Source organism: Komagataeibacter xylinus (assembly GCF_031081985.1).
Lineage (GTDB): Bacteria > Pseudomonadota > Alphaproteobacteria > Acetobacterales > Acetobacteraceae > Komagataeibacter > Komagataeibacter xylinus_E.
In genome coordinates, this window is the sequence record NZ_JARWSK010000005.1 from 109487 (window position 1) to 132013 (window position 22527).

The following is a 22527-nucleotide window of genomic DNA, read 5'->3' on the forward strand; positions in this document are numbered from 1 at the left end:
CACGAGTTCATCAATCGTGCCGTCAACATTGGCTCCCTGATCATCAAATATGCCAACGAGGCGGAACATGCGCTGCATGCGGGTATTGATGCGCGCGGCCATCTGGGTCGCTTCCGCGCCTGAACCGATAATCGCCACCTTGCGCGTCAGGCGATGGGCCATCGCCTCCGTGTGCAGCACATAAGTACCGATGATCCGTTCAGCCGCCAGCGCCACCGCAACAAAGGCCAGCCATTCAGCCCCCATCCGCACCGCAACGCCCACCGGCCACGACAGCATGACCAGAATGGCGCAGAACACGATCAGACCGAACACAACGGGGGGTGCGAGATAGCGGAGCTGGAAAGAAAGCCTGGTGATGTCGGGAATATCGAGCAATGGCACATTCTTGGGGAACAGAAAGAACGCACCGCCCGCCATGACATTGGCCAGCAGAAGCGCTCCAGACAGTTCGGGCGTATCAAAAATGCGCTGCCAGGCGATGCAGGCCACGACGGCAAGGAACACGCACATCGCATCTGACAGCACGACCACCTGCGACACGACAGGGTGGCGATAGGAAAAGCTGCTTTCACCTGCCCGGTGCATCAGGCGCCACCGCGAAGAGATGTCATCGACCCCCGTTGATAGCGACAGGTCGGATTCACCATTTTCCAAACGCCTGAGTGCCTCGCTCATTTTGAAACATCTCCTGTCAACGCGGGCCGCAGCCTGCCACCGGATACAGCTTCCCTTGCCATTCCCCGCATTACGCAACACGGGCACCAAACACTCTTCTGCCTTTTATTGTTTTTATGACTTTCGGGACTCCAGTTCCCGTAGCGGCATTATTCTGGGTATTTTAGGGCCAAAATATGTCATTGCCACAGTATGGAATCATGATTTAACCGTCACATCTAATTTATTAAAAATTTAACGATTTGATGGAACCGTTCTTGTAGCGAAACGAATACTCCCCATCCCGACCCTGAGCTTCACGCACGGGGCATTCAGGGGCATCCGCCCATAAATGCCCCGTGGCTGCATGTTACTGCCGCCCGTATGTATCCTCGAAGCGGACGATATCGTCTTCCCCGAGATATGGCCCGGACTGCACCTCGATGAGCGTCAGGGGAATGCGGCCAGGATTTTCCAGGCGATGCATACAGCCTAACGGCAGATAGACACTTTCGTTTTCCTGTATCAGCAGATTTTCCGCATCACGCGTGACCAGGGCCGTGCCGCTGACCACGACCCAGTGCTCGGCACGGTGGAAATGCTTCTGCAGCGAAAGTTTCTGCCCCGGATAGACCACGATGCGCTTGACCTGAAACCGCTCGCCCTGAATCAGCCCTTCGTAAAAACCCCAGGGCCGGTAACAGCGATTGTGAATTTCGGCTTCCGTCCGGCTGGCCTTTTTCAACTGGGCCACAAGGGCCGAGACATCCTGCGCGTAATCACGATGGATGGCGAGCACGGCATCGGTCGTGACAACCAGCACGATATCGGTCAGCCCTGCCACCGCCGTCAGCATGCCCTCGCTGCGCACGTAGCAGTTATGGGACTGCTCAAGCACCACGTCGCCCACGACCACGTTGCCGCCTGCATCCTTGTCGCCCAGTTCCCACAGCGCATTCCAGTTCCCTACATCCGACCAGCCAAGATCGGCGGGAATGACCAGTGCACGGTCGGTGCGTTCCATCACGGCATAATCAATGCTGACACTGGGGCAGCGCAGGAAGGAATCCGCATCAAGCCTGCAGAAGGTCAGGTCATGCTGGCTGCGCTCCAGGGCGGTGCGCACGTTTTCAAGCACATCGGGTTCATGCCGGGCCAGTTCGGCCAGCATGACCGAGGCAGGTGCGACAAACATGCCCGAGTTCCACAGATACCCGCCTTCACGCAGCATTTCGGTCGCGCGCAGATGGTCCGGTTTTTCAATAAACTTGGTGACATGGTACACCCCCTCATCAGGCTGGCCAGGGTGCAGCGGCGCGCCGGTGCGGATGTAGCCATAGCCCGTCTCGGCCGCGTCGGGCTTCATGCCGAAGGTGACGATATAGCCTTCCCGCGCCACTTTCGTCGCTTTTTCCAGCACGGCGGGCAGGCGCTCGGGGTGGCGGAAGGCGGCATCGGCGGCCATGATCCACAGCAGGGCGTCGGGGTTGTCCCGTGCGGCCACGAGGGCGGCGGCGGCAATGGCGGCAGCGGTGTTGCGCACGGCGGGCTCAAGGATGATGCGGCCATTTTCGCAGCCATTCTCGCACAGTTGTTCAGCTACGAGAAAGCGATGCGCCTGGTTGCATACAACGACGGGCGGGGCAAAGGCCTCGCCCGTGGCGCGCTGCAGGGTCTCACCGATCATGGTCTGGCTCGAGGCCAGCGCCCAGAACTGCTTGGGATGGCTGGCGCGCGAAACGGGCCACAGCCGCGTGCCCGTCCCCCCCGAGAGCACGATGGGCGTAATGGAGGGCAAGGCGGTTTCGGGCCTGGGCACGGTTACATCCGTCGCTGTCATAAACGTCATGGATCGTGTCTCCGTCGTGCGGGTTTCATGTCACGCCAGCCCGCGGCCCCCGGTTGCGGGTGGCCCCGGCGATGCACAAAGGCGGACATTCATGTGACGAACGCACTAAGCCAGAATTTTTTTGTCAAGAATGTGGTGCGCAAACATATTTTTGTCGTGTTCATGCCTTTGTGTGTCACTGGCATGAAATATTCGGTACGACGGAACCGACATGCCTTATTACTTTTTCATTGTTTCAAGCTGATTTGAAAAACGCTACACGCGGACCTGTGCATGAAGGCAGGTTCACAGACAGACCAGGGAGGTCCAGGTGCGAATTGCTATGATCGGTGGAGGCTACGTGGGGTTGGTCTCCGGTACATGTTTTGCGGAGTTCGGCACGGATGTTGCCATTGTTGAAACCAACCCCGACCGTCTGGCCGCCTTGCGTGAAGGGCGGATCCCGATTTACGAACCCGGCCTTGACCGCCTGGTGGCGGAAAACGTGGAGGCGGGGCGCCTGACATTTGGCGATGACATCGCCGCTGCCGTAAAGGGTGCTGATGCCGTATTCGTGGCCGTGGGCACGCCCTCGCGCCGCGGCGACGGGCAGGCCGATACGAGTTACGTCTATGCCGCGGTCGAGCAGGTCGCGCGCGTGGCCGAAGGGTATACGCTGATCGTGACCAAATCGACCGTACCGGTAGGTACCGGGCGCGAGATTGCCAGGATCGTGCACGCGACGCGGCCGGACCTCGATTTCGATGTGGCATCGAACCCCGAGTTCCTGCGCGAGGGCAACGCCATTGTCGATTTCATGAAGCCTGACCGCGTCATCATCGGCACCGACCAGTCAAAGCCGGGCGGCACGGAGCGCGCGCAGAACATCCTGCGCAAGCTCTACCGACCGCTCTACCTGCTTGAGCGCCCCATTGTCTTTACCGGCCTGGAAACGGCGGAACTGATCAAATACGCCGCCAATTCCTTCCTGGCCATGAAGATCACCTTCATCAACGAGATCTCCGACCTGTGCGAGAAGGTGGGCGCTGACGTGAATGATGTCGCCCGCTCCATCGGGCTTGACGGGCGCATTGGCAAGAAATTCCTCCACCCCAGCCCCGGCTTTGGTGGCTCGTGCTTCCCCAAGGATACGCGCGCGCTGACCGCCATCGGGCGCAATGCGGGCTCGCCCGTGCGGCTGATCGAGACGACGGTTGCCGTGAACGAACTGCGCATGAAGGCCATGGGCGAGCGCGTGATTGCGCTGGCGGGTGGCGATGTGAAGGGCCTGACGATTGGCGTGCTTGGCCTGACCTTCAAGCCAGAGACCGATGACATGCGCGAGGCCGCCTCGATTGTCGTGCTGGACCAGCTCGACAAGGCAGGAGCGCAGATCCGCGCCTTCGACCCTGCAGGCATGGAAACCGCGCGCCCCGTGCTGCCCAAGGCCGTGACCTACTGCAAGGACGCGCTCGATGCCGCCACGGGGGCGGATATCCTTGTGGTGCTGACCGAGTGGAATGAATTCCGCTCCCTCTCCCCCGAGAAACTCAAGGCCCGCATGACAGGCCGCAAGGTTGCCGACCTGCGCAACATCTGGGACCCCGAGAGCCTGAAGGAAGCGGGTTTCGATTACATCTCGCTCGGCCGGCCGGACATGGTGCACACTGCCTGAAACACGATCCGGGCCATGCAGGCATCTGCATGGCCCGGAACACATCCAGCAATCATAAGAAAGTTTTTGGTAACGCTTTTTATTATTTCACGAATGGCAGAGGCGACGCCGCAGGGCCGCGCCAACCTGGCGCATCATGGCAGGCAGGAAGGCCGGGCGGTCCATGGCGCGCCGCATGATCGCCCCCACGGCGCCCGCGCGCAGGGCGACCGATACAAAGTGGGAATCATCAAGCCGCTGCAATCCCTCCGCGCGCTGGCGCAGCAGATCGACAAGCACGGGGTCATTGCTGATGCGCGGGTCACGCGCCAGCGCCAGCGCCATGTCGCGCATGTCACGGTAGGCAATGACGGTGCGTGACATGCCGGAGGCCCGGCCACTCACGCTGCCCTGGCGCTGGGTGTAAAGGTAGGTGGGCTGGTCGATCAGGCACAGCCGCCCGCCAGCCAGCAGGAACGAGACCACCAGCAGGAAGTCCTCCCCATGCCGCACCAGCGGATCGTATTGCAGGGCATGGGCAGCAAGGAACGCACGCCGGAACATCGGCTTGAGCAGGCCCCAGTCAAAACCGGTGCCGCCTGCACGGTTATGATACACGTAATCACGCAGGCTTATGGTCTGGAGCGGCACCTGCCCTGCCCCCATCGCGCGGCCTGTCACCTGGCCCGCCATGGCATCATAATAGCCCAGATCATCGGCCACGGCATCGCAGTCATCCTGCGCTGCGCGCGCCATGAGCACTTCCAGCCGGTTGGGCGCAAAGGCGTCATCGCCATCCAGAAAGGCGACCCAGTCCCCCCTTGCCACCGCCAGGCCGGTATTGCGCGCAACCGATGGACCGCCATTGGCAGGGGTGGAGACGACCCGAATGATGTCATGCGCGCGCGCCACCCGGCGCAGCAGGTCGGCCGTGCTGTCGGTGGAGCAGTCATCCACCACCACGATTTCAAGCGGCTTGCGCGTCTGCTCAAGCGCCGAATTGACGGCCCGCATGATGAAATCCTGCGCGTTATACGCCGTGATGACCAGGGTGACGGACATGGGAGCGGTCATGATGTGCGTCCTGTCATGCTATCGTAAATCTTCTCGAGCATGCCTGCCCAGTAGGACAGGTCATGGTGCTTCGCCACGAAAACGGGGCCTGCCTCCGACATGCGCGTGGCCAGCGCGTCATCACGCAGCAGCCGGATCAGGTAGGCGCTCAGTGCCGCCACGTCGCCCTCGGCAAAGGCGAAGCCGGTCCTGCCATGCTCGATGCCCTCGGTGGCGCCACCACGCGCGGATGTGACCACCGGCACGCCACAGGCCTGGGCCTCGAGCAGGACAAGGCCCATGCCCTCGGCATCGCCATTGGCCGCCGTGACGCTGGGCAGGCAGAACACCCGCGCCTGCGCCAGAAGCGGCTGCATCTGTGCAGCGGAATAACGGCCATTGAACGTAATGCCCCCGATATCGGCGGCAAGGCCCGCCAGCATGTCGCGCTCCGGCCCGTCGCCTGCAATGAGCAGACGGGCATCGGGCACCTGCGCGCGCACGCTGCGAAAGGCCTCGATCAGGTAGCGGCAGCCTTTTTTCTCGACCAGCCGGCCCGCGAACAGGATGACCGGCGCGCGCTCGGCCATGGGCGGCCCGCCGGGGTGAAAGCGGGTCAGGTCGATGCCGATGGGGCAGACATGAATGCGCTGTTCAGGCAGGCCCGCGCGGATCGCTGCCTCGCGGATGCTATGCGACACCGCAACGTAATTGACCTGCGCAATGCCAGCCAGGTGTCTGAGCCTGCGCGGGTAGGCCCGCCAGCGCTGGCCACCGCCCCCGCGCGCGAACCACTCCATGCGGGTGGTAATGTCCGATCCATGCAGGGTAACCAGCAACGGCACGCCCAGCGCATGCGCAAGGGGCCATGCCTCCACGCCGTCAAAGCCGAAATGGGCATGCACCAGCCGGGGCGCGAAGCCACGGGCAAGGTTCAGCATGCCCGGCACAGGGCGCTCGAGCATGCGGGCGGCCATGCCGGTCAGGCGCTGCACGAATGTGGGCGGCCCGTCATGCAGCGCGCGCACGTCCATGCCATCAAGCGGCAACTGGCCTATCGTGCGCTCGCCCAGCAGCACGGGCCGCCAGCGCCGCAGGCCACGCGCCTGGTCGCGCACGAATGTCTCGGACAGGGGCAGGATCTGGGTGCGGTAGATGGCAACCGTAGGCGCGGTTGCATCCGCCATGACCGACCCCGCACCTGTTCCGGCCATGCCGTTCATGCCGCCACGGCCTCGCCGGGGGCAGGACAGGCCTGGCCGCGATGACACGCGCGGTCCGTGCGGGAAGATTCATGGCCAAAACGGCGCACCAGCGGGGCAAGCAGCACGCCAAGCACCGCATCCTTCTGCATGGCGCGTGGGCCGAAGGTCCAGAATGAACGCTCGCTATAGCCCCCCGCGCGCACCAGCCGCACGAAGGCGGCAATACGGCGCGGCAGGCTGGCGGAACACACCTCGGCGCGCGCGGCGTAAAGTGGCTCAAGCGCCCCCCACGCCCTGGCCGCGGTGCGGGCGCGCATGCGCAGGGTTTCAGGCCATGCGGGGGTCAGGGCCAGATCGGCAAACAGGTTGCTGTCCTGCACCGTCATACGGGCAAGGTAGCGGTAGGTATCGGCCCGGTCTTCCAGACGGTAGCGCCAGCGGTCAAGAAAAGTGGGCTGCGTGCGCTTGCCCGAGCCGACCGTATTGCCGCCGTGCAGGCGGTATTCGGTCAGTTCTTCATCAATATAGGCAATCGAGCCCACGCCTGAGGCTACAAGGAAGTAGAACAGGTCATGCCCCATTTCCTTGCCGGGATTGTAATGGTCGCGCATGCGCGGCCACAGCGCGCCCGCGGGCTTGAGCACGGCGCGGAAGGTCTGCATGTACCCGTAGGAGAAGCTCCACGGCTGCAGGGTCAGTGGCCGGGCCACGGGCGGCATGGGCGGTGTGGCATAGAAGGTGGAGATGGACTTGCGGTTTTCATCAACGAGGCGCGCGTTGTGATAGACCATCATCACATCGGGGTCTTTGAGAAAGACATCGCGAACGCGGGCGAGATTGTCGGGCTTCCAGTAATCATCCTGATCGCAGAACGAGATCAGGTCGCCCGTGCTCAGGGTAACCGCATGCATGAAGTTGCCCTTGTAGCCCAGCCGCGTGGCATTGCGGTGCACCTGCACGGAAAAAGGCGCATTGCGGGCAAAATCGGCAACGATGTCGAGCGTTGCATCGGTTGAGCCATCATCGGTCACGATCAGTTCGGCAGGCAGGCAGGTCTGCGCTGCCAGGCTGTCGAGCTGTTCGCGAATATGGGCTGCGCCATTATAGGTCGCCATGACAACGGAAATACGGGGACCGGGGTCACCTGCCTCACTCATGTTCTCGCTCTTTCCTGTGCTTGTGCAGGGATCAGCCTGCGCTCAGACATGTGTGTCGGGATATGCTTGGGGGGTCAGGATGCGCTGCACGATCTCGGGCCAGCCATGGGCCTCGAGTTCGATCACATCCGATGAATGCAGGGCATCATTGATGGCCTGGCCGATCGAATGCGCATCGCCCGGTCGGTAGCCATACCGGCCGGGCGTGTCATTGAGCGCAAAATCGGGGCAGACGGCAGGAATGCCAAACAGCGCGAACTGCCGCAGCTTGAGCGATGTATCGAGCAGGTAGCGCGGCGTATTGGCATCACGGTAAGGCGCCACGCCAAAAGCTGCGTGCTGGAGATAGGACAGCGTGCGCTCGAAGGCCATCTCGGGGTGGATGATGATGTTGGGTGCATCCAGCCCTTCGGTTGCGCGCCCCGCGCCGATGATATGAAAATCGATATCGGGCCGCAGCCGGGCCGCGATCTGGAAGAATGTTTTATCAAACAGCATCGAGCCGATTGAAACACAACTGATGCGGCCGGGCGTGTAGGGATCGGGATAGGTTCTGTCGGCAATGCTGCGATCAATGCCATGCGGCGCAAACACCGCCGAACGCGCATGGGGCAGGCGCTCAAGCAGGTAGCGCGACGGCATGCGCACGGTGTCGATCATATCGAAATTACGCACGAAATCATTCTTGATGGTATCCGCACAGCCCACGACCTCGAGGTCATCGGACATCAGGTAGATAATGCGCGCGGTGGGATTAAGTTTCCTGACATCGCGGATAAATATTGGCGCCATGCCCGATTCAATAAAAACCGTATCGGCGCGGCGTATCCACCGGCGCGCAATGGCGGGCAACATCTGCCGGTAAAGCCAGAACAGACCGCGCTCAAGGGGGGCAAGCGCCTTTTTGCGCATGTTGAAGGGGTGCCATTTCATGCGCCACAGATAGCATTCCACGCCATCGACCGTTTCCACCCTGTTGGCGCGGGCAGCGAGGTTGGCGCGTGTATCGCCGCGCCGCAGCGACAGGTCGCTCAACCCGATGGACAGGAAGGCCGTTGGCCCGCGACGCGCCATTTCCGCTGCGATGAAATGAATACTTGCCTTGCGCAGACTACGAAAATCATGAACGGAAATGAACAGCGACCGTGTCATGGAAGGGTGTACTCCTGCCTTGCAACCATTCTTCATGCTCCTGCACGCGCAACGACAGGCAGGCCCGCCAGTTCATTGTGGTGGCGTGAACATATGCGAGAGCACCAGCGGCCCTTTTCACGCAGGCGCCAAATCCACCCGCACATTGCGGCAGGATCATGACATGATCGTGCTCTGAAAAAGGCGTTCAGACAAAGAATTGTGTAGGGATATTTCTTGTGTTTTCTACATTTATATTCTGATACGCTGTGCCCGCCATAGCAGAATCACTGTATTGCCTTGATCACACCATGCCGCGCATGCACCGGGGGAACCGACAATGTCGTCTGTGACAGAAACTTCAGGAACGGAACGACATTACCTGCACCAGTTGACCTCCCTGCGCGGCGTCGCCTGCCTTGTGGTGCTGTTTGGCCATGCCATACAGGTCTTCCGTTACCACAACCCGCAGCGCACGCCGGTGCAGGGTGGCGTGCATGACCTCATTACCTACGCCTTCAATGCGGAGGCGGCGGTGGTGCTGTTTTTCGTGCTCAGCGGGTGCGTGCTCTCGCTGTCGCTGCGCAAATACGCGCATATGACGCCGCGCATCGTGGGCAGCTTCTACATCAAGCGCATTTTCCGCATCTATCCGCTGCTGTGGTTTTCCATCGGGCTTGCCGTGCTGAGCATGGTGGTGGCGCGCGGGCTGGTGTCTGATGGCGTGTTCGTGGGCTGGCTTTCACGCAACCTGCACACGCCGGTGTCGATGCGCAACACCATCGCCTCGCTTGCAGGCGTGTTCACCCGCTATAACGGCCCGATGTGGTCGCTGCGGGTCGAGCTCATGTACTCGGTCGTGTTTCCGCTCCTGTTCGTGCTGATGCGTGGGCGCACGGCGCGGGTGGTGACGCTGCTGGCGCTGGCCGCCATCGCAGCACTGCCGGTGCCGCATGAGGTGGGCACGGTGTTTGCCCTGTCGTTTGGCCTTGGCGCGCTGATCCCGCTGCTGCCGGGCACGCTGGGCAGGCACCACGGATGGTATGCGCTGGCGGCCCTCGTGGTGCTGCTATACGACCGCTATGCGCTGGCGGGCCTGCACCTGCCCGAGCGCATTGCCGACATGATCGAGACCCTGGCCGCCTTTGTCGTGATCCGCGACCTGTATGCATCGGGGCGGCAGTACCGCATCCTGCTCAGCAAACCGGTCATCGTAGTGGGGGAACTGTCCTATGGCATCTATCTCATGCACCTGCCCATCATGCTGATCGTGTTCACGATCGTGGGCGACCGCATGGGCACCGCCACGCTGCTGGCCCATCCGTCGCTGACCCAGTTTACGCTGGGTGTCGTGACCGCCGTGCTGACCACGGCGCTGGCCGGGCTGACCTACCGCGTGCTTGAACTGCCGCTGCACAATATCGGGCGCAGGCTGGGCCGCGCCATGCTTGATGTCGCACCCGCCCGCCCCCTCCCCTCCACGCAGGATGCGGATACCCATGCCTCAAGGATCTGATACCTTTTCTTTCCTGCCTGCCAGCGCGCCTGCCTTCCCGGTAGCGCCCCGCGTCGGTGCGCACGCGCCCGCCCTGTCGCGGGCCGATGGCATATCATGGCTGGTGGTGGCGGGGGCGGTGTTCAACCTGGCGCTGTGCTTCATCAACACCCGGCATGTCATCACCGTGCATAATTCGGAAATCGTGCTGTGCGAGCTGTTCATCATTTTTCTCGCCTTCCTTGAAGTGCGCAACACCATCTCGCCCGCCGTCGTGCGCATAACCGGGGTGATGGTATGTTTCGAGGTTGGCGCGAAGCTCATCAATCCTGGCCTGGACATGAAGATCCTGCATGACCTGGCCATTGCCTATGTCTTCTACCAGCTTGGCACGCGCTCCACCCTACGTTCGGGCGAGCGGACGATCTGGGTAATGATGGCGATCATCCTGGTCATCGGTTTTTTCGAGCTGATGTTCACCAACCTGTTCGGCATGGTGTTCGATGTCTGGACCTATTACGTGAACAAGGGCGTCATCGCCAGCACCACGGTCAATTACAGCAACACCAACCTCTTCATCAGCGGCAATCGCGGGGCTGCGGCCTCGCGCACGTTCTTCCAGTCCATATTCGGCTCGCATCGCGTGTCCTCCATCTTCCTCGAGCCGGATTCACTGGGCAATTTCTCGGCCATCGGGTTTGCGTGGTGCCTGAGCACCCATCTCGGCTCGCGGCTGCGCCATGCGTGCCTGTTCTTCCTCTCCGCCCTGTGCTTCGTGCTGGCGGATTCCCGCTTTGCCTCGGGCTGCACGGTGGCGATGGTGCTGTTGCGGCTCACACCCCTTTACCGCTCGCGCTTCGTGGTGTTCGCCATGCCTGTGGCGGTGATGCTCGGCCTGATGATTCAGGGCGCCAACCACGAGATGCCGGGCATCCTGCCCTCCATCATCGGCGACAACTTCTCGGGCCGCCTGCTGTTTTCGGGTCGACTGCTTGATTACTGGAACCTGCCGCAATGGTTCGCGCTGGCCCCCTCGCAGGTCTATACGGCGGATACGGGCTATGCCTACATCATCAACAACCTTGGCCTGCCGCTGACCCTGTTCCTGCTGGCGCTGTTCACCATGCACCCTGCCCGCACCGAGGCGGCCGTGTCGATGAAGGCGATGATTTCGCTCTATTTCTCGACCTCGCTGTGCATCGGGGCCTCGGTTTTCACCATCAAGACGGCAGCGCTGCTGTGGTTCCTGTACGGCACGACCAACAGCGTAGCCCCCATGGCCGATACGGTGCGCCAGGTGCCCGAGCGCCTGAAAACCTTTCGCTTCAACCGATTCTCCCCTTCAGCGGAGCATGTGACATGACAGCTTTCCCCTCTTTTTTCCGCAGGCAGGCATGGGTCATGGGCTGCGTCGCGGGGGTCGGGCTTGCAATGGCCTCCCCTGCAACGGCCCAGACCTATCGGGGCGTGAACCTTGCGGGGGCGGCCTATTCCTCCAACAAGCTGCCGGGGCGCTACGGGTATGACTATCTCTACCCCAAACCGGCCGAGGTCGATTACTTCACGCAGGCAGGCATGAACACGTTCCGCCTGTCCGTGCTGTGGGAGCGGCTGCAACCTGCGCTGAGCGGCCCGCTTGATGAAAAGGAACTCCAGCGCGTCAGCCAGTTCATTGCCTATGCGCAGGCTCACAATGCCTCAACCGTGCTCGACATCCACAATTACGGGCGCTACCGGGGGCAGGAAGTAGGCTCACCCGAGGTGCCGGACGCTGCCTTCGCCGATCTGTGGGCGCGGCTGGCACAGGCTTTTGGCAACAACACGCATGTGCTGTTTGGCCTGATGAACGAGCCGCAGCAGCGTGATGCCAATGCCTGGAAAGACGCCGTGCAGGCCGCGATTGACGCCATACGCAAGGCAGGCGGCCACAACCTGATTCTGGTGCCTGGCATTGGCTGGGATGGCGCGCACAGCTTTGCCAAGCTCAACGGCCCGGCCCTGAGCCAGCTTCATGACCCCGATAACAAGCTGCTTTATGAAGTGCATGAGTATTTCGATACCGATGCATCCGGCACGAAGCCGGACTGCATCACCGCTGACAAGGCGGTTGAGCGCCTGCGCGGATTTACCGACTGGCTGCACGCCAACCATGCCCGCGGCTTTCTGGGTGAGTTCGGGGTCAGCCGCCAGCCCGAATGCGTGAAGCTGCTCGATCCTGTCCTGTCGCACCTGCGCGACAACGCCGATATATGGGCCGGATGGACCTACTGGGCGGCTGGTCCGCTGTGGGGCAACTATATGTTTACCCTTGAGCCCGACCATGGTGCCGACCGCCCGCAGATGACAGCCATCAGGCCCTTTCTTGCGGGCGGCACGCACTGACCATTTATTGCAACGGCCATAACCGGAATTTCAGGAGCCTTTTCATGGATATAAAGACCTTCAACATCGCGGGCCTGATGCTGATCACCCCGCCACGCTTTGGCGATGAGCGCGGTTATTTTTCCGAAACCTTCAATGCCGCCCGCATGAAGGAAATCGGCATTACCGATGCATTCGTGCAGGATAATCACAGCCTGTCGCGCCAGCGCGGGGTGGTGCGCGGGCTGCACTGCCAGTTGCCGCCGCATGCACAGGGCAAGCTGGTGCGCTGCACGCGTGGCAGCATCTGGGATGTAGGCGTAGACATCCGCACCGGTTCGCCCACCTTTGGCCAGTGGGTGGGGGTGACCCTGTCGGAGGAAAATGGTTCACAGTTCTGGATTCCGCCCGGCTTCCTGCACGGCTTCTGCACGCTGAGCGAAAATGCCGAAGTGCAGTACAAATGCACCGACCTGTGGAACCGCGAATGCGAACGCTCCGTGCGGTGGGATGACCCGCTGCTCAACATCGAATGGCCGGTGGCTCCCGGCGCCGCCATCCTGTCTGCCAAGGATGCAGCGGCAGAATCGTTTTCCAACGTCGATGACTGGTTTCAGGCCTGAACGCCCCTCGCCTGCCCTTTTCCTCCCGTAAGAAGTACATGCTCACGATGCTCAAATCGATCCTGGTCACCGGTGGTAGCGGCCAGCTTGCCAGCGCCCTTGCCGCTCAAGGCAATGTAAAACGGGCGGGCCGCCCCGGTTTTGATTTTGAACGGCCTGACACGATTGATGCCGCCTTCCGCGCGGCTGCCCCCTCCATTGTTGTCAACGCCGCCGCCTGGACCGCCGTTGACGCCGCCGAAACCCACGAGGCTGAAGCCGAACGCGCCAACAATACCGGCCCCGCCCATCTGGCCGCCCTGTGCCATGAACGGGGCATTCCCTTCATCCACATCTCGACCGACTACGTTTTCAGCGGCGACAAGGGCAGCCCCTATGTCGAGACCGACCCGGTTGATCCGCGCTCGGTCTATGGCCGCACCAAGGCGGAAGGCGAGCAGGCCGTGCTCGCGGCCCATCCCGGCAGCATCATCCTGCGCACGGCGTGGGTCTATTCACCCTATAACCGCAATTTCGTGCGCACCATGGTCAATGCTGCCGCCCAGCGCCCGGTTCTGCGCGTGGTGAGCGACCAGATCGGCAACCCCACCAGCGCCGACCAGTTGGCCGATGTCATTTTCAGGATCATCGCCCGCATTGAGGAAAACGGCTGGAAAGACGAATACGCCGGTATTTTCCATGCCGTGGGCGAAGGCTCAACAAGCTGGTACGAACTGGCCCGCGCCGCCATTACGGCCGCCGCCCGCCATGGCAACCCCCTGCCCGAGATCGAGCCGATCACGACGGCAGACTGGCCCACACCAGCCCGCAGGCCGCCCGATGCAAGACTGGACTGCACGCGCATCAGGCAGGTCTTTGGCTGCGCCCCCGGCCCGTGGGCCCCAGAGGTGGACCGGGTTGTAGGCGAGATCATGAAGCAGGAACAACAGGGATAAGTGTTTTGGATGCCGCCTTTTTTTCAAAAAGGCGGCGTTCTTCGAAGCTTTCTGAAAAAAGCTTCGCCAAAAACTTCCTTATGATTGCCGGATACTTACTGAACTCACTTTTTAAACAGTATTTTGGAAAACGTCGCCTTTAAAAAAGGCGAAACCCGGAAACTTCTTGTATTTTCAGTAAATACTACAGGCCACCACGGGCTATATGCAACCTCTGGACCGCGCGCGTGAAGGCTGCGCGGTAAAGTTGCCTGCGTGAAACCACACCGGGAAAGCGCCTGAGTTCGCGCCGCAAATGGCTACCGGGCATGAAATAATGCCGCACGAAATGCGTCTGCCGCAGCAGGCTGGCGACATAGCGCTTCTGGTCCAGAACCGGGTGCAAGAACGTATGCCCGCCTGCAGGCAGAACCAGATCGGCCTCGAGAATGGGCGGGAACCACGTATAGCGCGAGACATCGCCATACCGGCCAAGCGGCACGAAATTAAATCCGGCCTTTTCTATTTCCGATGCCACGAAGGCCTCGCCAAGCGGCCAGAATTTGATCCCTGCCCCCGGCGCCGACATGGCGCGCCGCCGGGCTGCCAGATGCACGAGTGCGCGGCTGGAAAAAAAGGAAATGCAGTTAAGCGAAGCGCGCAACTGCCCATCGGGATAGATGCCGGTATGAAACGCCGTCCAGTACCATGACAGGTCAGCCGTAATGGGGTGGGCCACGAAATCGGCCCCATCGGCAATCATGTCAGCGAGCAGGCGGTTACCGTTGCCGCCAATGCAGGCGTCATATTCAACAAACAGGTAATACGCATAATCGGGAATGCAGGCCTGGACCTGATAATGAGTGTAGTCGGCATTCCACCATAGCAGGCTGCCTTTTTCAAAACGGTTGGCAAACCCTGCTTCCACCATATCGGCATTGCAGGTGCGCAATACGTTGGGGTGGGGAATATTGCCTGCAAAGCCGTTTGTCTCATCAATGGAAATGAAGATGTCCGTATCGGGAAATGTGGCCTGCAGGCGCTGCAACTGGCGCTGCACGAAACTGTCCCACGCATAGGTTTTCAGTACAATAGCACATGTTCGTGCAGCATCCATGTCGGTCACGTTCCCTGATTCATTGGCATTATGACCTAAATTGACCGAAAGATATTTTGGTTTTCCCGTTTTTTGTGAATATATCCTATAGGCAAAAAAAACTGGTCATTTTTTTTCGGTGCATGAATTTTTATTTTCTTTTTCACTTATCGTATACTTCAGCGGCACATACGATCACTTAAACGTGTGGTAAACGATATGCCTCTGTGCGCGTTAAAAACGTACATGTTATGTGATTTTACAGGCGCTCTGAGGGCATATGGCATCCGGGCGCTGCAATCAGGTCAATACTTGCACTACTCCCCGAATTCAGTGAATCGGAATGTAAAAAATGACAGAAATGTCGCTCCCGGAAATATCGTTCATCCGTTCCAACATTCCGAAGATCAGCCAGTTATCCGAGAGCGTCATCGCCCTGGAAAACTCGGGCATCTATACCAATTATGGCCCGATCAACCAGAAGTTCGAAAAACGCCTCGTCGAGCAGATGTTCGGTGGCGTGGGCCAGTGCGTGACGGTATGCAACGCCACCATCGGCCTCATGATGGCGCTCAAATACGCAACACGCCACACCAACCCTGAGCGGCAGCGCTATATCATCATGCCATCCTTCACATTTGCCGCGGCAGCGCATGCCGTGCTGTGGGCAGGCTTCGTGCCGCTTTTGTGTGATATCGACCCTGATGACTGGATGGCATCGCATGATGCGGAACAGGCGCTGCTGCAACAGTACAAAAACCAGATTGCTGCAATATTTCCCTACGCCACCTTCGGCAATGCAGCTGACATGACATACTATACGGAACTCGAAAGGCGCACCGGCATTCCCGTCGTGATCGATGCCGCAGCCTCACTTGGCGCGCGCGACGGGCAGGGCCGTGGCTTTGGCCAGGGTTCGCCGCATGCCATTATCTGTTCGTTACACGCAACAAAAACAATGGGGATTGGCGAAGGCGGTTTCATCTACGCCAACAACCCCGAGATGATCGATGCCCTGCGGGCCATGGGCAATTTCGGTTTTGGCCAGGTCCGCCATGCCACCATGCCGGGCCTCAATTCCAAACTGCCTGAAATCGGTGCGCTGCTGGCCCTGTCGGGGCTGGAGCAGCTTGATGCCGTGGTCGAGAAAAAATGCAGCATAGAACGACTGTATTACGACCTGCTGCCCGAATTCACGTTCCAGCGCCAGCGCGGCACGCGCACGGCCTATCAGTTCCTGCCGGTGCGCCTGCCCGCGCATTATGCGCCTCACCGCCGCGCGATACTGGAGCGCATGAAGCAAAAGCGCATTGGCACCTCCACCTATTTTTCGCCCCATCTGCATGAACAGAGCTATTTCGCCGCCAATAGCGTGGCGGGTGACCTGAGTGCGACTGAAGCCCTGGCCTCATCCATCGTGTCGCTGCCGCTATGGCACGAAATGACCCCTGAAATGGTGCATTACGTGTGCCGCGAATTCAGGGCCGCCTGCCATGCCCAGATAGCCTGAGCCCCCGTCGTTCCCTCCAACCACGGAAAACGGACCCATGCCTCATGTCCACCCACGCGACAACGCCCATCCTCATTGCTGGCGGCGGCCCCGCGGGCATCGCCATCCTGCTCGCGGCCTCACGCATCGGCCAGTTGCCCCACCTCCTTGATGCAGGCGTGACCCTGGTTGAACAGGGCAGCACGATCGGCTCCGGCATGCTCGGGCGCTACGTCATCAATTCCGACAGTGCTGCCGAAACCTTTGTCGATGCGATTACAGCCAACCCCGTGCCGGAACTTGCCCGCCTGACCCATCACCCGCTGGTGGAAATGATCCGCAGCCAGGGCAGGCAGCCCCTGCCGTTGCGCATCGTGGCGGATTTTCTTGATGTGGTGGGCCATGTGCTGACCGAGCTCATCGCAGCCCATCCCGCCTCCCGCCTGCTCACCGGCTGGCGGCTTGAAACCCTGACCCGGCAGGAAGATGGCGGCTGGCTGGCCGATCTTGCCACAACCCGCGGGGCACACAGCCAGCAGATTGTTGCAGGCAAGGTGGTGCTCGCCCTTGGGGCCTGCCAGCCCCAGGCGCGCCTGTATACCGAGAACGTGGCCGGCCGCCCCCTGCTGCCACGTTACAAAGGGCGTATCGTGCAATCCGATGCCCTGCTGGCGCCTGAGGGCATGCACACGCTGCGCGCCATGCTGGCGGGATGCGAAAAACCCAGGATCACCATTATCGGCGGCGCCAGCAGCGCCCTGTCATCAGCCAATGTCATCTTGCGCGACATGGGCGAGCGCATCGCGCCGGGGCACCTCACACTTCTGCACCAGTCCCGGCTAAAGCTGTTCTACCGCACGGCGGAGGAAGCAAAAGCCGACGGCTATGCCGATTTCAACGAGGGTGACATCTGCCCGGTCAGCCAGTTCGTGCATCGCTTTGGTGGCCTGCGTTATGATTCACGCACCCTGGCCATGCGCCTGCTCGGCATTGCAGGCGCCACACCCGAGCCACGCCTGCACGCGCAGCAAATGACACCGGACAATGCAGCGCGCATACAGCACATTCTCGATCACTCCGATGCCATCATCGCCTGTCTTGGCTATAGCCCGCGCCGCGTGTGCGTGCGCGACATCAATGGCCAGCCTGTCGCCCTTGAGGCAGATGAGCCCCACGGTGCCCTGACCGGGCCGAACTGTGGCGTTCTCGATCAGGCAGGCCATGAAATTCCCGGCCTGTTTGGCATTGGCCTGGCCTCGGGCTTCAGGCCATCGGGGGCCATGGGGGGGGAGGCCAGCTTCCGCGGGCAGGTCAACAGCCTGTGGCTGTGGCAAAACGCCATTGGCGAGCGGATACTGACGCACATCCTGCCCTTCTCGGCCGGTGCGCGTTCATCGCCCATTCCTGCACGCCCGTTCGACCTCGCGCGTGGGCATGTGCATCTTTGAAAATTGAGGCTTCAAAAGATGTCGCCTTTCAAAAGAAAGGCGACATTCAGAAACTGCCTTCCTTCAGGTTCAGCGCAGCCGGTCGAAGGCACCTGCCTTGAGCGCGGTCTCGATTTCCTCAAGCGAGCGCCCCCGGGTCTCGGGCACGTAACGCCAGATGAACACAAAGGCCAGCACGTTCAGCCCCGCATACATCCAGAACGTGCCCGCCGCCCCAAGCGCCTGCACCAAGGAAAGCGTGGTGAGCGAGATCAGCAGATCCGCCGTCCAGTGGGTTGCAGCCACAAGGCTCATGCCCTTGCTGCGGCATGAGAGCGGATAGACCTCGGCACCCACCAGCCAGATCGCAACCGACAGGCTGCCCACATTGAATATGGCGTAACAGACCACCGCAGCCGCCGTGATCCATGTATTGATTCCATGCGTTGCGCCCTGCGCAAACATCGCGCCAAGCACCATGAGCGATATGGCCGCACCGGGCACAAGCCGCAGCAGCAGCCTGCGCCGCCCCCATGCATCGACCGCCCAACTGCCGAAGGCGGTGGAAATGACCATGGCCACGCCAATGGCAATCGAGGTCAGCAGCGCCGAACCCTCGCCAAACCCCACGCCTGCAAAGATGGTGGGCGCGTAATACAGCACCGCGTTGATGCCGGTAATCTGGCAGAACAGCGCCACACCCACGGATGCCACGACCGCAGGCCGCACCCAGGGCTGCAGCAGGGCAGACCAAGGGGCCTGCTCATCATGCATGGCCACGATGGCATCGAGTTCCGCGCGCGCGGCCACCGGGTCACGCCGCAGGCGTTGCAGCACATCGAACGCACTTTCCAGCTTGCCTTTCATGGCCAGCCAGCGCGGGCTGCGTGGCAGGAGCGACATGCCGCCAAACAGAATGACCGCCGGAATGATGCCAAGCCCGAACATGAGCCGCCATGACTGCGCACGGAACACATAGCCCACAATAAACGAGACAAGGATACCGGTCACAACAGCCAACTGGAACAGTACCACCATCTGGCCGCGTTTTTCACGCGGGGCAATTTCCGCGATATAGACCGGCACGATCTGCGAGCACATGCCAACGGCCAGCCCCAGGATGAAACGCGCCGCGACCAGCACGCCCACGCCTGGCGCAAACGACGCCACCAGCGTGCCGACAATAAAGACAAGGGCGGCGAACATGATCATGTAGCGCCGCCCCAGCCGGTCCGACAGGGGGGCCGCCATCAGGCAGCCCGCCAGCGCCCCGGCCACAATGGCCGAGGTCACCACCTGCTGCCCCAGCGTGCCCAGGGCAAAGTCCGGGGTGATCTGGAGCAGGGCGGCGGAAATGATGCCCGTGTCATACCCGAACAGAAGGCCGCCGGTCGCGGCCACGCCTGCAATCAGGTTGACAATGCCGGAACCGGTAACCGTTTGACTGTGATGCGCCATTATTATGCGTTCTTTCAACTGCGCCGGGTCAGGGCGGGGCGACGGTGCGCCCGGGGTTTATTGCATCGGTATCTTCACCACCAGCCAGGGGCGCTCTTCCATGTCGTGCCCATCATGGAACACGGGCAGCCGGCCCCACTGGCCCACGGTCAGCCACAGCGCGTTATCCTTGATGGTCAGGCCATCAGGCGCGATCAGGCGCGGGTCATGAGCCACAACCGAAAGCTGCCCGTCAGGCAGGCGGCGCAGCACGGCGTGGCGTTCGATATCGGTCAGGTAGAGGGAATTGTCCGGCCCCGTGGCCATGCCATCCACCACGGCGTCCTCCCCTTCATCGCGCACGGCGTGTTCAAGCTGCGCGGGCTTGGTGGCGGGATTGGCCAGCAGCGCGGTGGGCGCGCTGTACAGCCTGCGGCTGGACAGAGGCTGCCAGTAGAGCGTGCTGGAATCAGCACTCAGCGTCACGCCGTCAATGCCGCCCTGCCCCATGGCCGGATGCGCCATGTCATAACGCAGCATTTTGCCGTCGAGTTCCATGGCAAAGCCCTGCTCGGCACTGACGGAGGGCGCGTTTTCAAGCACGCGACGGGCATGGCCGGTGGCAATATCGACCACGATGATGGCCGGGTGATCCATCTGCGAGGTATCGCTGATGAACGCGGTGCCCTTCTCGCCATGCGTCAGGTCCACGCGCACGTCATTGACGTGGCTGTCCGTGCGCGTGGCGCCGGTGTCCGGGCCGAGCGCGATGGTGGCAATGATCTGGCCGCTCCTGGGGTCCAGCCCGATCAGCGCCGGGGTGGCGGGGGCTGCCTGCCCGGCCACGGTGCCTTCATCCACGATCCACAGGTGGCCTGCTGTATCCACCGTCATGCCAAGGGGGGAAATGAAACGCGCCTGTGTCGCCTCATCGGGGAAAGGAATGGCCTTGCCCTTGACCAGTTGGCCAAGGCGCGGCCCCTTGTGGTCGGCGGCACTGCGGGGGAAGGCAATGACCAGCCGCCCATCGGGCAGGGCGGCAATGCCGGAAGGCTGCATGTCGGCAAACCGGGCCACCACGGTTATGTTGCCGCTTGGCGCCGCACCATGGTCCACGCTGTCTTTGGCATGGGCGTCAAGGGGGGCGAGAAGGGCCAGCAGCGCGGCCCCGCAGGCATAGTGGTGGAAAAGACGGGAGAATAGGCGTGTTTTCATCAAACTTTATCCATTTCCTTATTCTTGCCCGACATGCGTAACATGATCGCCATAGGGCCATAACCATCTTTTTCCACACCCTGCCCCGCCTGTACCATCAGATGACCGGGGCCGTCATCGCCCCACGCAGGGCGGGATAGAGCGCACGGTAGCGAGCCAGTGGAACTGCATAGGCGTCGGCCATGCCCGCATCGGGCACGAGCGTCTCTTCACGCTGCTGCGGCTGGCATACCGCGCTCACCGCCTCAGCCGTTACAGCGATTCGGGCCAGACGCGCCGCGCCAAAGGCCCCGCCCTGCGCCCCATGCGCCAGGCGGTGCAGCGCAAGCCCGGTAACATTGGCAAGGATCGAGACCCACAGGCGACTGTGGGAGCCACCGCCAATCACATCCGCATCGTGCAGCATGGACCCCGCATCGGCCAGCGCATCGACCACGTCACGAAACGAGAAGGCAACGCCTTCAAGCACGGCCTGCGTCATGTCCGCCCGCGTGGTGGCATCTGACAGCCCGGCAAACCCGCCACGGATCTGCCCGTCATTATGCAGCGTGCGCTCGCCCGAAAGGTAGGGCAGGAACATGACCGGCGAAGGCCGCGTGATCTCGGGTGGCAGTTCGGCCAGCAAAGCACTTTCCGTCATGCCGGTCACGCGCGCCCACCACGCCAGCGAGGACGCGGCGGAAAGGGTGACCCCCATCTGGTGCCACGTAGCAGGCACGGCATGGCAGAAGGCATGGATGCCGCCCTGCGGGTGCGGACGGAAGCGATCGGTCGTCACCCACACCACACCCGACGTGCCCAGCGACAGGAAGGATGATCCCCCCTGCACTGCCCCCAGCCCCACGGCACCGGCGGCGTTATCACCCGCGCCGCCTGCCAGCACGGGGCGGCCCTTCATGCCCCAGCGCCGGGCCAGATCGGCATGGAGCACGCCCGCCCGCGCCGTGCCCTCGACCACCTCCGGCATGGCGTCACGGCCCAGGCCGGTAGCCGCCAGCGCCGCATCCGACCAGCAGCGCCCGCCAACATCGAGCCACAGCGAACCGGCGGCATCCGACATGTCATCGATCATCTCGCCGGTCATGCGGTAGCGTAGCCAGGCCTTGGGCAGCAGCACATGGCGGGTGGCGGCAAACACTTCGGGCTCATGTTCCGCCACCCAGATCAGCTTGGGCGCGGTAAAGCCGGGCATGGCGATATTGCCACACACCTGCCGGCTGTAGGGAAAGCGGCGCTCGAATTCGGCGCATTGCGCAACGCTGCGCAGGTCATTCCATAAAATGCACGGCCGCAGCACGCCGCCATCAGCGCCCAGCAGCACCGCGCCATGCTGTTGCCCCGACAGGCCAATGCCCGCCACCTGCGCCATCTCGCGCGGGTTTGCCGCCGCCAGCGCATCCATGGTGAGCAGCAGGGCCTCCCACCAGTCCTGCGGGGCCTGCTCGCTCCAGCCCGGCCGGGGGGATGTTACGCGCAGGGGGTGGGCGTGGCTGGCCACGACCTGCTGCCGGTCATCGACCAGCACGGCCTTGAGAGATGATGTACCCAGATCCAGTCCGACAAACATTATTGTTATTCCCGCACCACAACTGGCATTGCAGTCGTGGCATTGCTGTTTTCTGCTTGTTCAGGACTTTACTCAATACATACCGGCTGCCTTGTGGCAAGCACCGGCTGGACACCTTATAGTGACTGCAATGCGGCAGGAGAGACGATTCCTGCTGAAAATGAATGTTCTGGGTTTGATGTTTTACAAAGTGTCGATGGTTCCCCGATAAAATAAAA

The 22527-nt window shown here is 61.7% G+C and carries 17 protein-coding genes and 1 pseudogene; 8 read left to right on the forward strand and 10 right to left on the reverse strand.

Features of this window, described 5'->3' with window-relative positions; genetic code table 11:
- Positions 1 to 6 precede the first annotated feature (6 nt).
- Positions 7 to 678 (reverse strand): annotated as a pseudogene (locus tag QEG70_RS10875) (nucleoside-diphosphate sugar epimerase/dehydratase); the annotation flags it as partial.
- A gap of 349 nt (positions 679 to 1027) precedes the next feature.
- Entirely contained in the window at positions 1028 to 2506 is a 1479-nt protein-coding gene (locus QEG70_RS10880; protein ID WP_308720677.1) for a mannose-1-phosphate guanylyltransferase/mannose-6-phosphate isomerase, read from the reverse strand.
- Positions 2507 to 2828: 322 nt separating this feature from the next.
- On the opposite strand from QEG70_RS10880, the gene QEG70_RS10885 reads away from it, so the two are divergent.
- Positions 2829 to 4160: a UDP-glucose dehydrogenase family protein gene (locus tag QEG70_RS10885; RefSeq protein WP_308720852.1), complete on the forward strand. Its 1332-nt coding sequence runs from the start codon at positions 2829 to 2831 to the stop codon at positions 4158 to 4160.
- Between the two features lie 87 nt (positions 4161 to 4247).
- Here QEG70_RS10885 and QEG70_RS10890 read toward each other — a convergent pair whose 3' ends face one another.
- Genes QEG70_RS10890 through QEG70_RS10905 form a run of 4 tightly spaced genes read right to left on the reverse strand, consistent with a single transcriptional unit; the run spans position 4248 to position 8706 of the window.
- The gene (locus QEG70_RS10890; protein WP_308720678.1) at positions 4248 to 5213 is read right to left on the reverse strand and encodes a glycosyltransferase family 2 protein; all 966 of its coding nucleotides are present in this window, start codon (positions 5211 to 5213) and stop codon (positions 4248 to 4250) included.
- Positions 5210 to 6463: a glycosyltransferase gene (locus QEG70_RS10895; RefSeq protein ID WP_308720679.1), complete on the reverse strand. Its 1254-nt coding sequence runs from the start codon at positions 6461 to 6463 to the stop codon at positions 5210 to 5212. Before QEG70_RS10895 ends, QEG70_RS10890 begins: the two co-directional genes overlap by 4 nt.
- Positions 6412 to 7554, reverse strand: a complete 1143-nt coding sequence (locus tag QEG70_RS10900; protein WP_308720680.1) for a glycosyltransferase — start codon at positions 7552 to 7554, stop codon at positions 6412 to 6414. Before QEG70_RS10900 ends, QEG70_RS10895 begins: the two co-directional genes overlap by 52 nt.
- Before the next feature lie 42 nt (positions 7555 to 7596).
- The gene (locus QEG70_RS10905) at positions 7597 to 8706 is read right to left on the reverse strand and encodes a GumK N-terminal domain-containing glycosyltransferase (RefSeq protein WP_308720681.1); all 1110 of its coding nucleotides are present in this window, start codon (positions 8704 to 8706) and stop codon (positions 7597 to 7599) included.
- 319 nt (positions 8707 to 9025) lie between these two features.
- On the opposite strand from QEG70_RS10905, the gene QEG70_RS10910 reads away from it, so the two are divergent.
- The 5 genes from QEG70_RS10910 to rfbD are packed head-to-tail and all read left to right on the forward strand — an operon-like array spanning position 9026 to position 14099.
- Positions 9026 to 10201 carry an acyltransferase family protein gene (locus tag QEG70_RS10910; RefSeq protein WP_308720682.1) on the forward strand — a complete coding sequence of 392 codons (1176 nt, stop codon included), beginning with the start codon at positions 9026 to 9028 and terminating at the stop codon, positions 10199 to 10201.
- Entirely contained in the window at positions 10185 to 11543 is a 1359-nt protein-coding gene (locus QEG70_RS10915) for a polysaccharide polymerase (RefSeq protein WP_308720683.1), read from the forward strand. The genes QEG70_RS10910 and QEG70_RS10915 overlap by 17 nt, the downstream gene beginning before the upstream one ends.
- Positions 11540 to 12562: a glycoside hydrolase family 5 protein gene (locus QEG70_RS10920; RefSeq protein WP_374762591.1), complete on the forward strand. Its 1023-nt coding sequence runs from the start codon at positions 11540 to 11542 to the stop codon at positions 12560 to 12562. Before QEG70_RS10915 ends, QEG70_RS10920 begins: the two co-directional genes overlap by 4 nt.
- A 44-nt stretch (positions 12563 to 12606) precedes the next feature.
- Complete coding sequence (gene rfbC, locus QEG70_RS10925) at positions 12607 to 13164, forward strand: dTDP-4-dehydrorhamnose 3,5-epimerase (protein ID WP_308720685.1); 558 nt, start codon at positions 12607 to 12609, stop codon at positions 13162 to 13164.
- Positions 13165 to 13211: 47 nt separating this feature from the next.
- Positions 13212 to 14099 (forward strand): dTDP-4-dehydrorhamnose reductase, encoded by an 888-nt coding sequence (rfbD, locus tag QEG70_RS10930; protein ID WP_308720854.1) that lies wholly within the window; start codon positions 13212 to 13214, stop codon positions 14097 to 14099.
- 184 nt (positions 14100 to 14283) lie between these two features.
- On the opposite strand, the gene QEG70_RS10935 is transcribed toward rfbD, so the two are convergent.
- Positions 14284 to 15195 (reverse strand): hypothetical protein, encoded by a 912-nt coding sequence (locus QEG70_RS10935; protein ID WP_308720686.1) that lies wholly within the window; start codon positions 15193 to 15195, stop codon positions 14284 to 14286.
- Positions 15196 to 15526: 331 nt separating this feature from the next.
- On the opposite strand from QEG70_RS10935, the gene QEG70_RS10940 reads away from it, so the two are divergent.
- Together QEG70_RS10940 and QEG70_RS10945 are read left to right on the forward strand one after the other, a co-directional pair.
- Positions 15527 to 16684 carry a DegT/DnrJ/EryC1/StrS family aminotransferase gene (locus QEG70_RS10940; RefSeq protein ID WP_308720687.1) on the forward strand — a complete coding sequence of 386 codons (1158 nt, stop codon included), beginning with the start codon at positions 15527 to 15529 and terminating at the stop codon, positions 16682 to 16684.
- Between the two features lie 44 nt (positions 16685 to 16728).
- On the forward strand, positions 16729 to 18111 hold the full coding sequence (locus QEG70_RS10945) for an FAD/NAD(P)-binding protein (protein WP_308720688.1): 1383 nt from the start codon (positions 16729 to 16731) through the stop codon (positions 18109 to 18111).
- 69 nt (positions 18112 to 18180) lie between these two features.
- Here the strand turns inward: QEG70_RS10945 and QEG70_RS10950 are convergent, their stop codons facing one another.
- The 3 genes from QEG70_RS10950 to xylB all read right to left on the reverse strand — a co-directional run bounded on the left by QEG70_RS10950 (position 18181) and on the right by xylB (position 22309).
- On the reverse strand, positions 18181 to 19548 hold the full coding sequence (locus QEG70_RS10950) for a sugar porter family MFS transporter (RefSeq protein ID WP_308720689.1): 1368 nt from the start codon (positions 19546 to 19548) through the stop codon (positions 18181 to 18183).
- 57 nt (positions 19549 to 19605) lie between these two features.
- Entirely contained in the window at positions 19606 to 20742 is a 1137-nt protein-coding gene (locus tag QEG70_RS10955) for an L-dopachrome tautomerase-related protein (RefSeq protein ID WP_308720690.1), read from the reverse strand.
- A 97-nt stretch (positions 20743 to 20839) separates the two neighbouring features.
- A complete protein-coding gene (gene xylB / locus QEG70_RS10960) occupies positions 20840 to 22309 on the reverse strand; it encodes a xylulokinase (RefSeq protein WP_308720691.1) in 1470 nt (489 codons plus the stop codon).
- Positions 22310 to 22527: the final 218 nt, after the last annotated feature.

Bases quoted from the DNA above. Each gene is read 5' to 3' on its own strand.
- QEG70_RS10945 (WP_308720688.1), top strand. From the start codon at position 16,729: ATGTCCACCCACGCGACAACGCCCATCCTCATTGCTGGCGGCGGCCCC.
- rfbD (WP_308720854.1), top strand. From the start codon at position 13,212: ATGCTCAAATCGATCCTGGTCACCGGTGGTAGCGGCCAGCTTGCCAGC.
- QEG70_RS10880 (WP_308720677.1), bottom strand. From the start codon at position 2,506: ATGACGTTTATGACAGCGACGGATGTAACCGTGCCCAGGCCCGAAACC.
- rfbC (WP_308720685.1), top strand. From the start codon at position 12,607: ATGGATATAAAGACCTTCAACATCGCGGGCCTGATGCTGATCACCCCG.
- QEG70_RS10905 (WP_308720681.1), bottom strand. From the start codon at position 8,706: ATGACACGGTCGCTGTTCATTTCCGTTCATGATTTTCGTAGTCTGCGC.
- QEG70_RS10940 (WP_308720687.1), top strand. From the start codon at position 15,527: ATGACAGAAATGTCGCTCCCGGAAATATCGTTCATCCGTTCCAACATT.
- QEG70_RS10910 (WP_308720682.1), top strand. From the start codon at position 9,026: ATGTCGTCTGTGACAGAAACTTCAGGAACGGAACGACATTACCTGCAC.
- QEG70_RS10955 (WP_308720690.1), bottom strand. From the start codon at position 20,742: ATGAAAACACGCCTATTCTCCCGTCTTTTCCACCACTATGCCTGCGGG.
- QEG70_RS10920 (WP_374762591.1), top strand. From the start codon at position 11,540: ATGACAGCTTTCCCCTCTTTTTTCCGCAGGCAGGCATGGGTCATGGGC.
- QEG70_RS10890 (WP_308720678.1), bottom strand. From the start codon at position 5,213: ATGACCGCTCCCATGTCCGTCACCCTGGTCATCACGGCGTATAACGCG.
- QEG70_RS10900 (WP_308720680.1), bottom strand. From the start codon at position 7,554: ATGAGTGAGGCAGGTGACCCCGGTCCCCGTATTTCCGTTGTCATGGCG.
- QEG70_RS10935 (WP_308720686.1), bottom strand. From the start codon at position 15,195: ATGGATGCTGCACGAACATGTGCTATTGTACTGAAAACCTATGCGTGG.
- QEG70_RS10950 (WP_308720689.1), bottom strand. From the start codon at position 19,548: ATGGCGCATCACAGTCAAACGGTTACCGGTTCCGGCATTGTCAACCTG.
- QEG70_RS10885 (WP_308720852.1), top strand. From the start codon at position 2,829: ATGATCGGTGGAGGCTACGTGGGGTTGGTCTCCGGTACATGTTTTGCG.
- QEG70_RS10915 (WP_308720683.1), top strand. From the start codon at position 10,185: ATGCCTCAAGGATCTGATACCTTTTCTTTCCTGCCTGCCAGCGCGCCT.
- xylB (WP_308720691.1), bottom strand. From the start codon at position 22,309: ATGTTTGTCGGACTGGATCTGGGTACATCATCTCTCAAGGCCGTGCTG.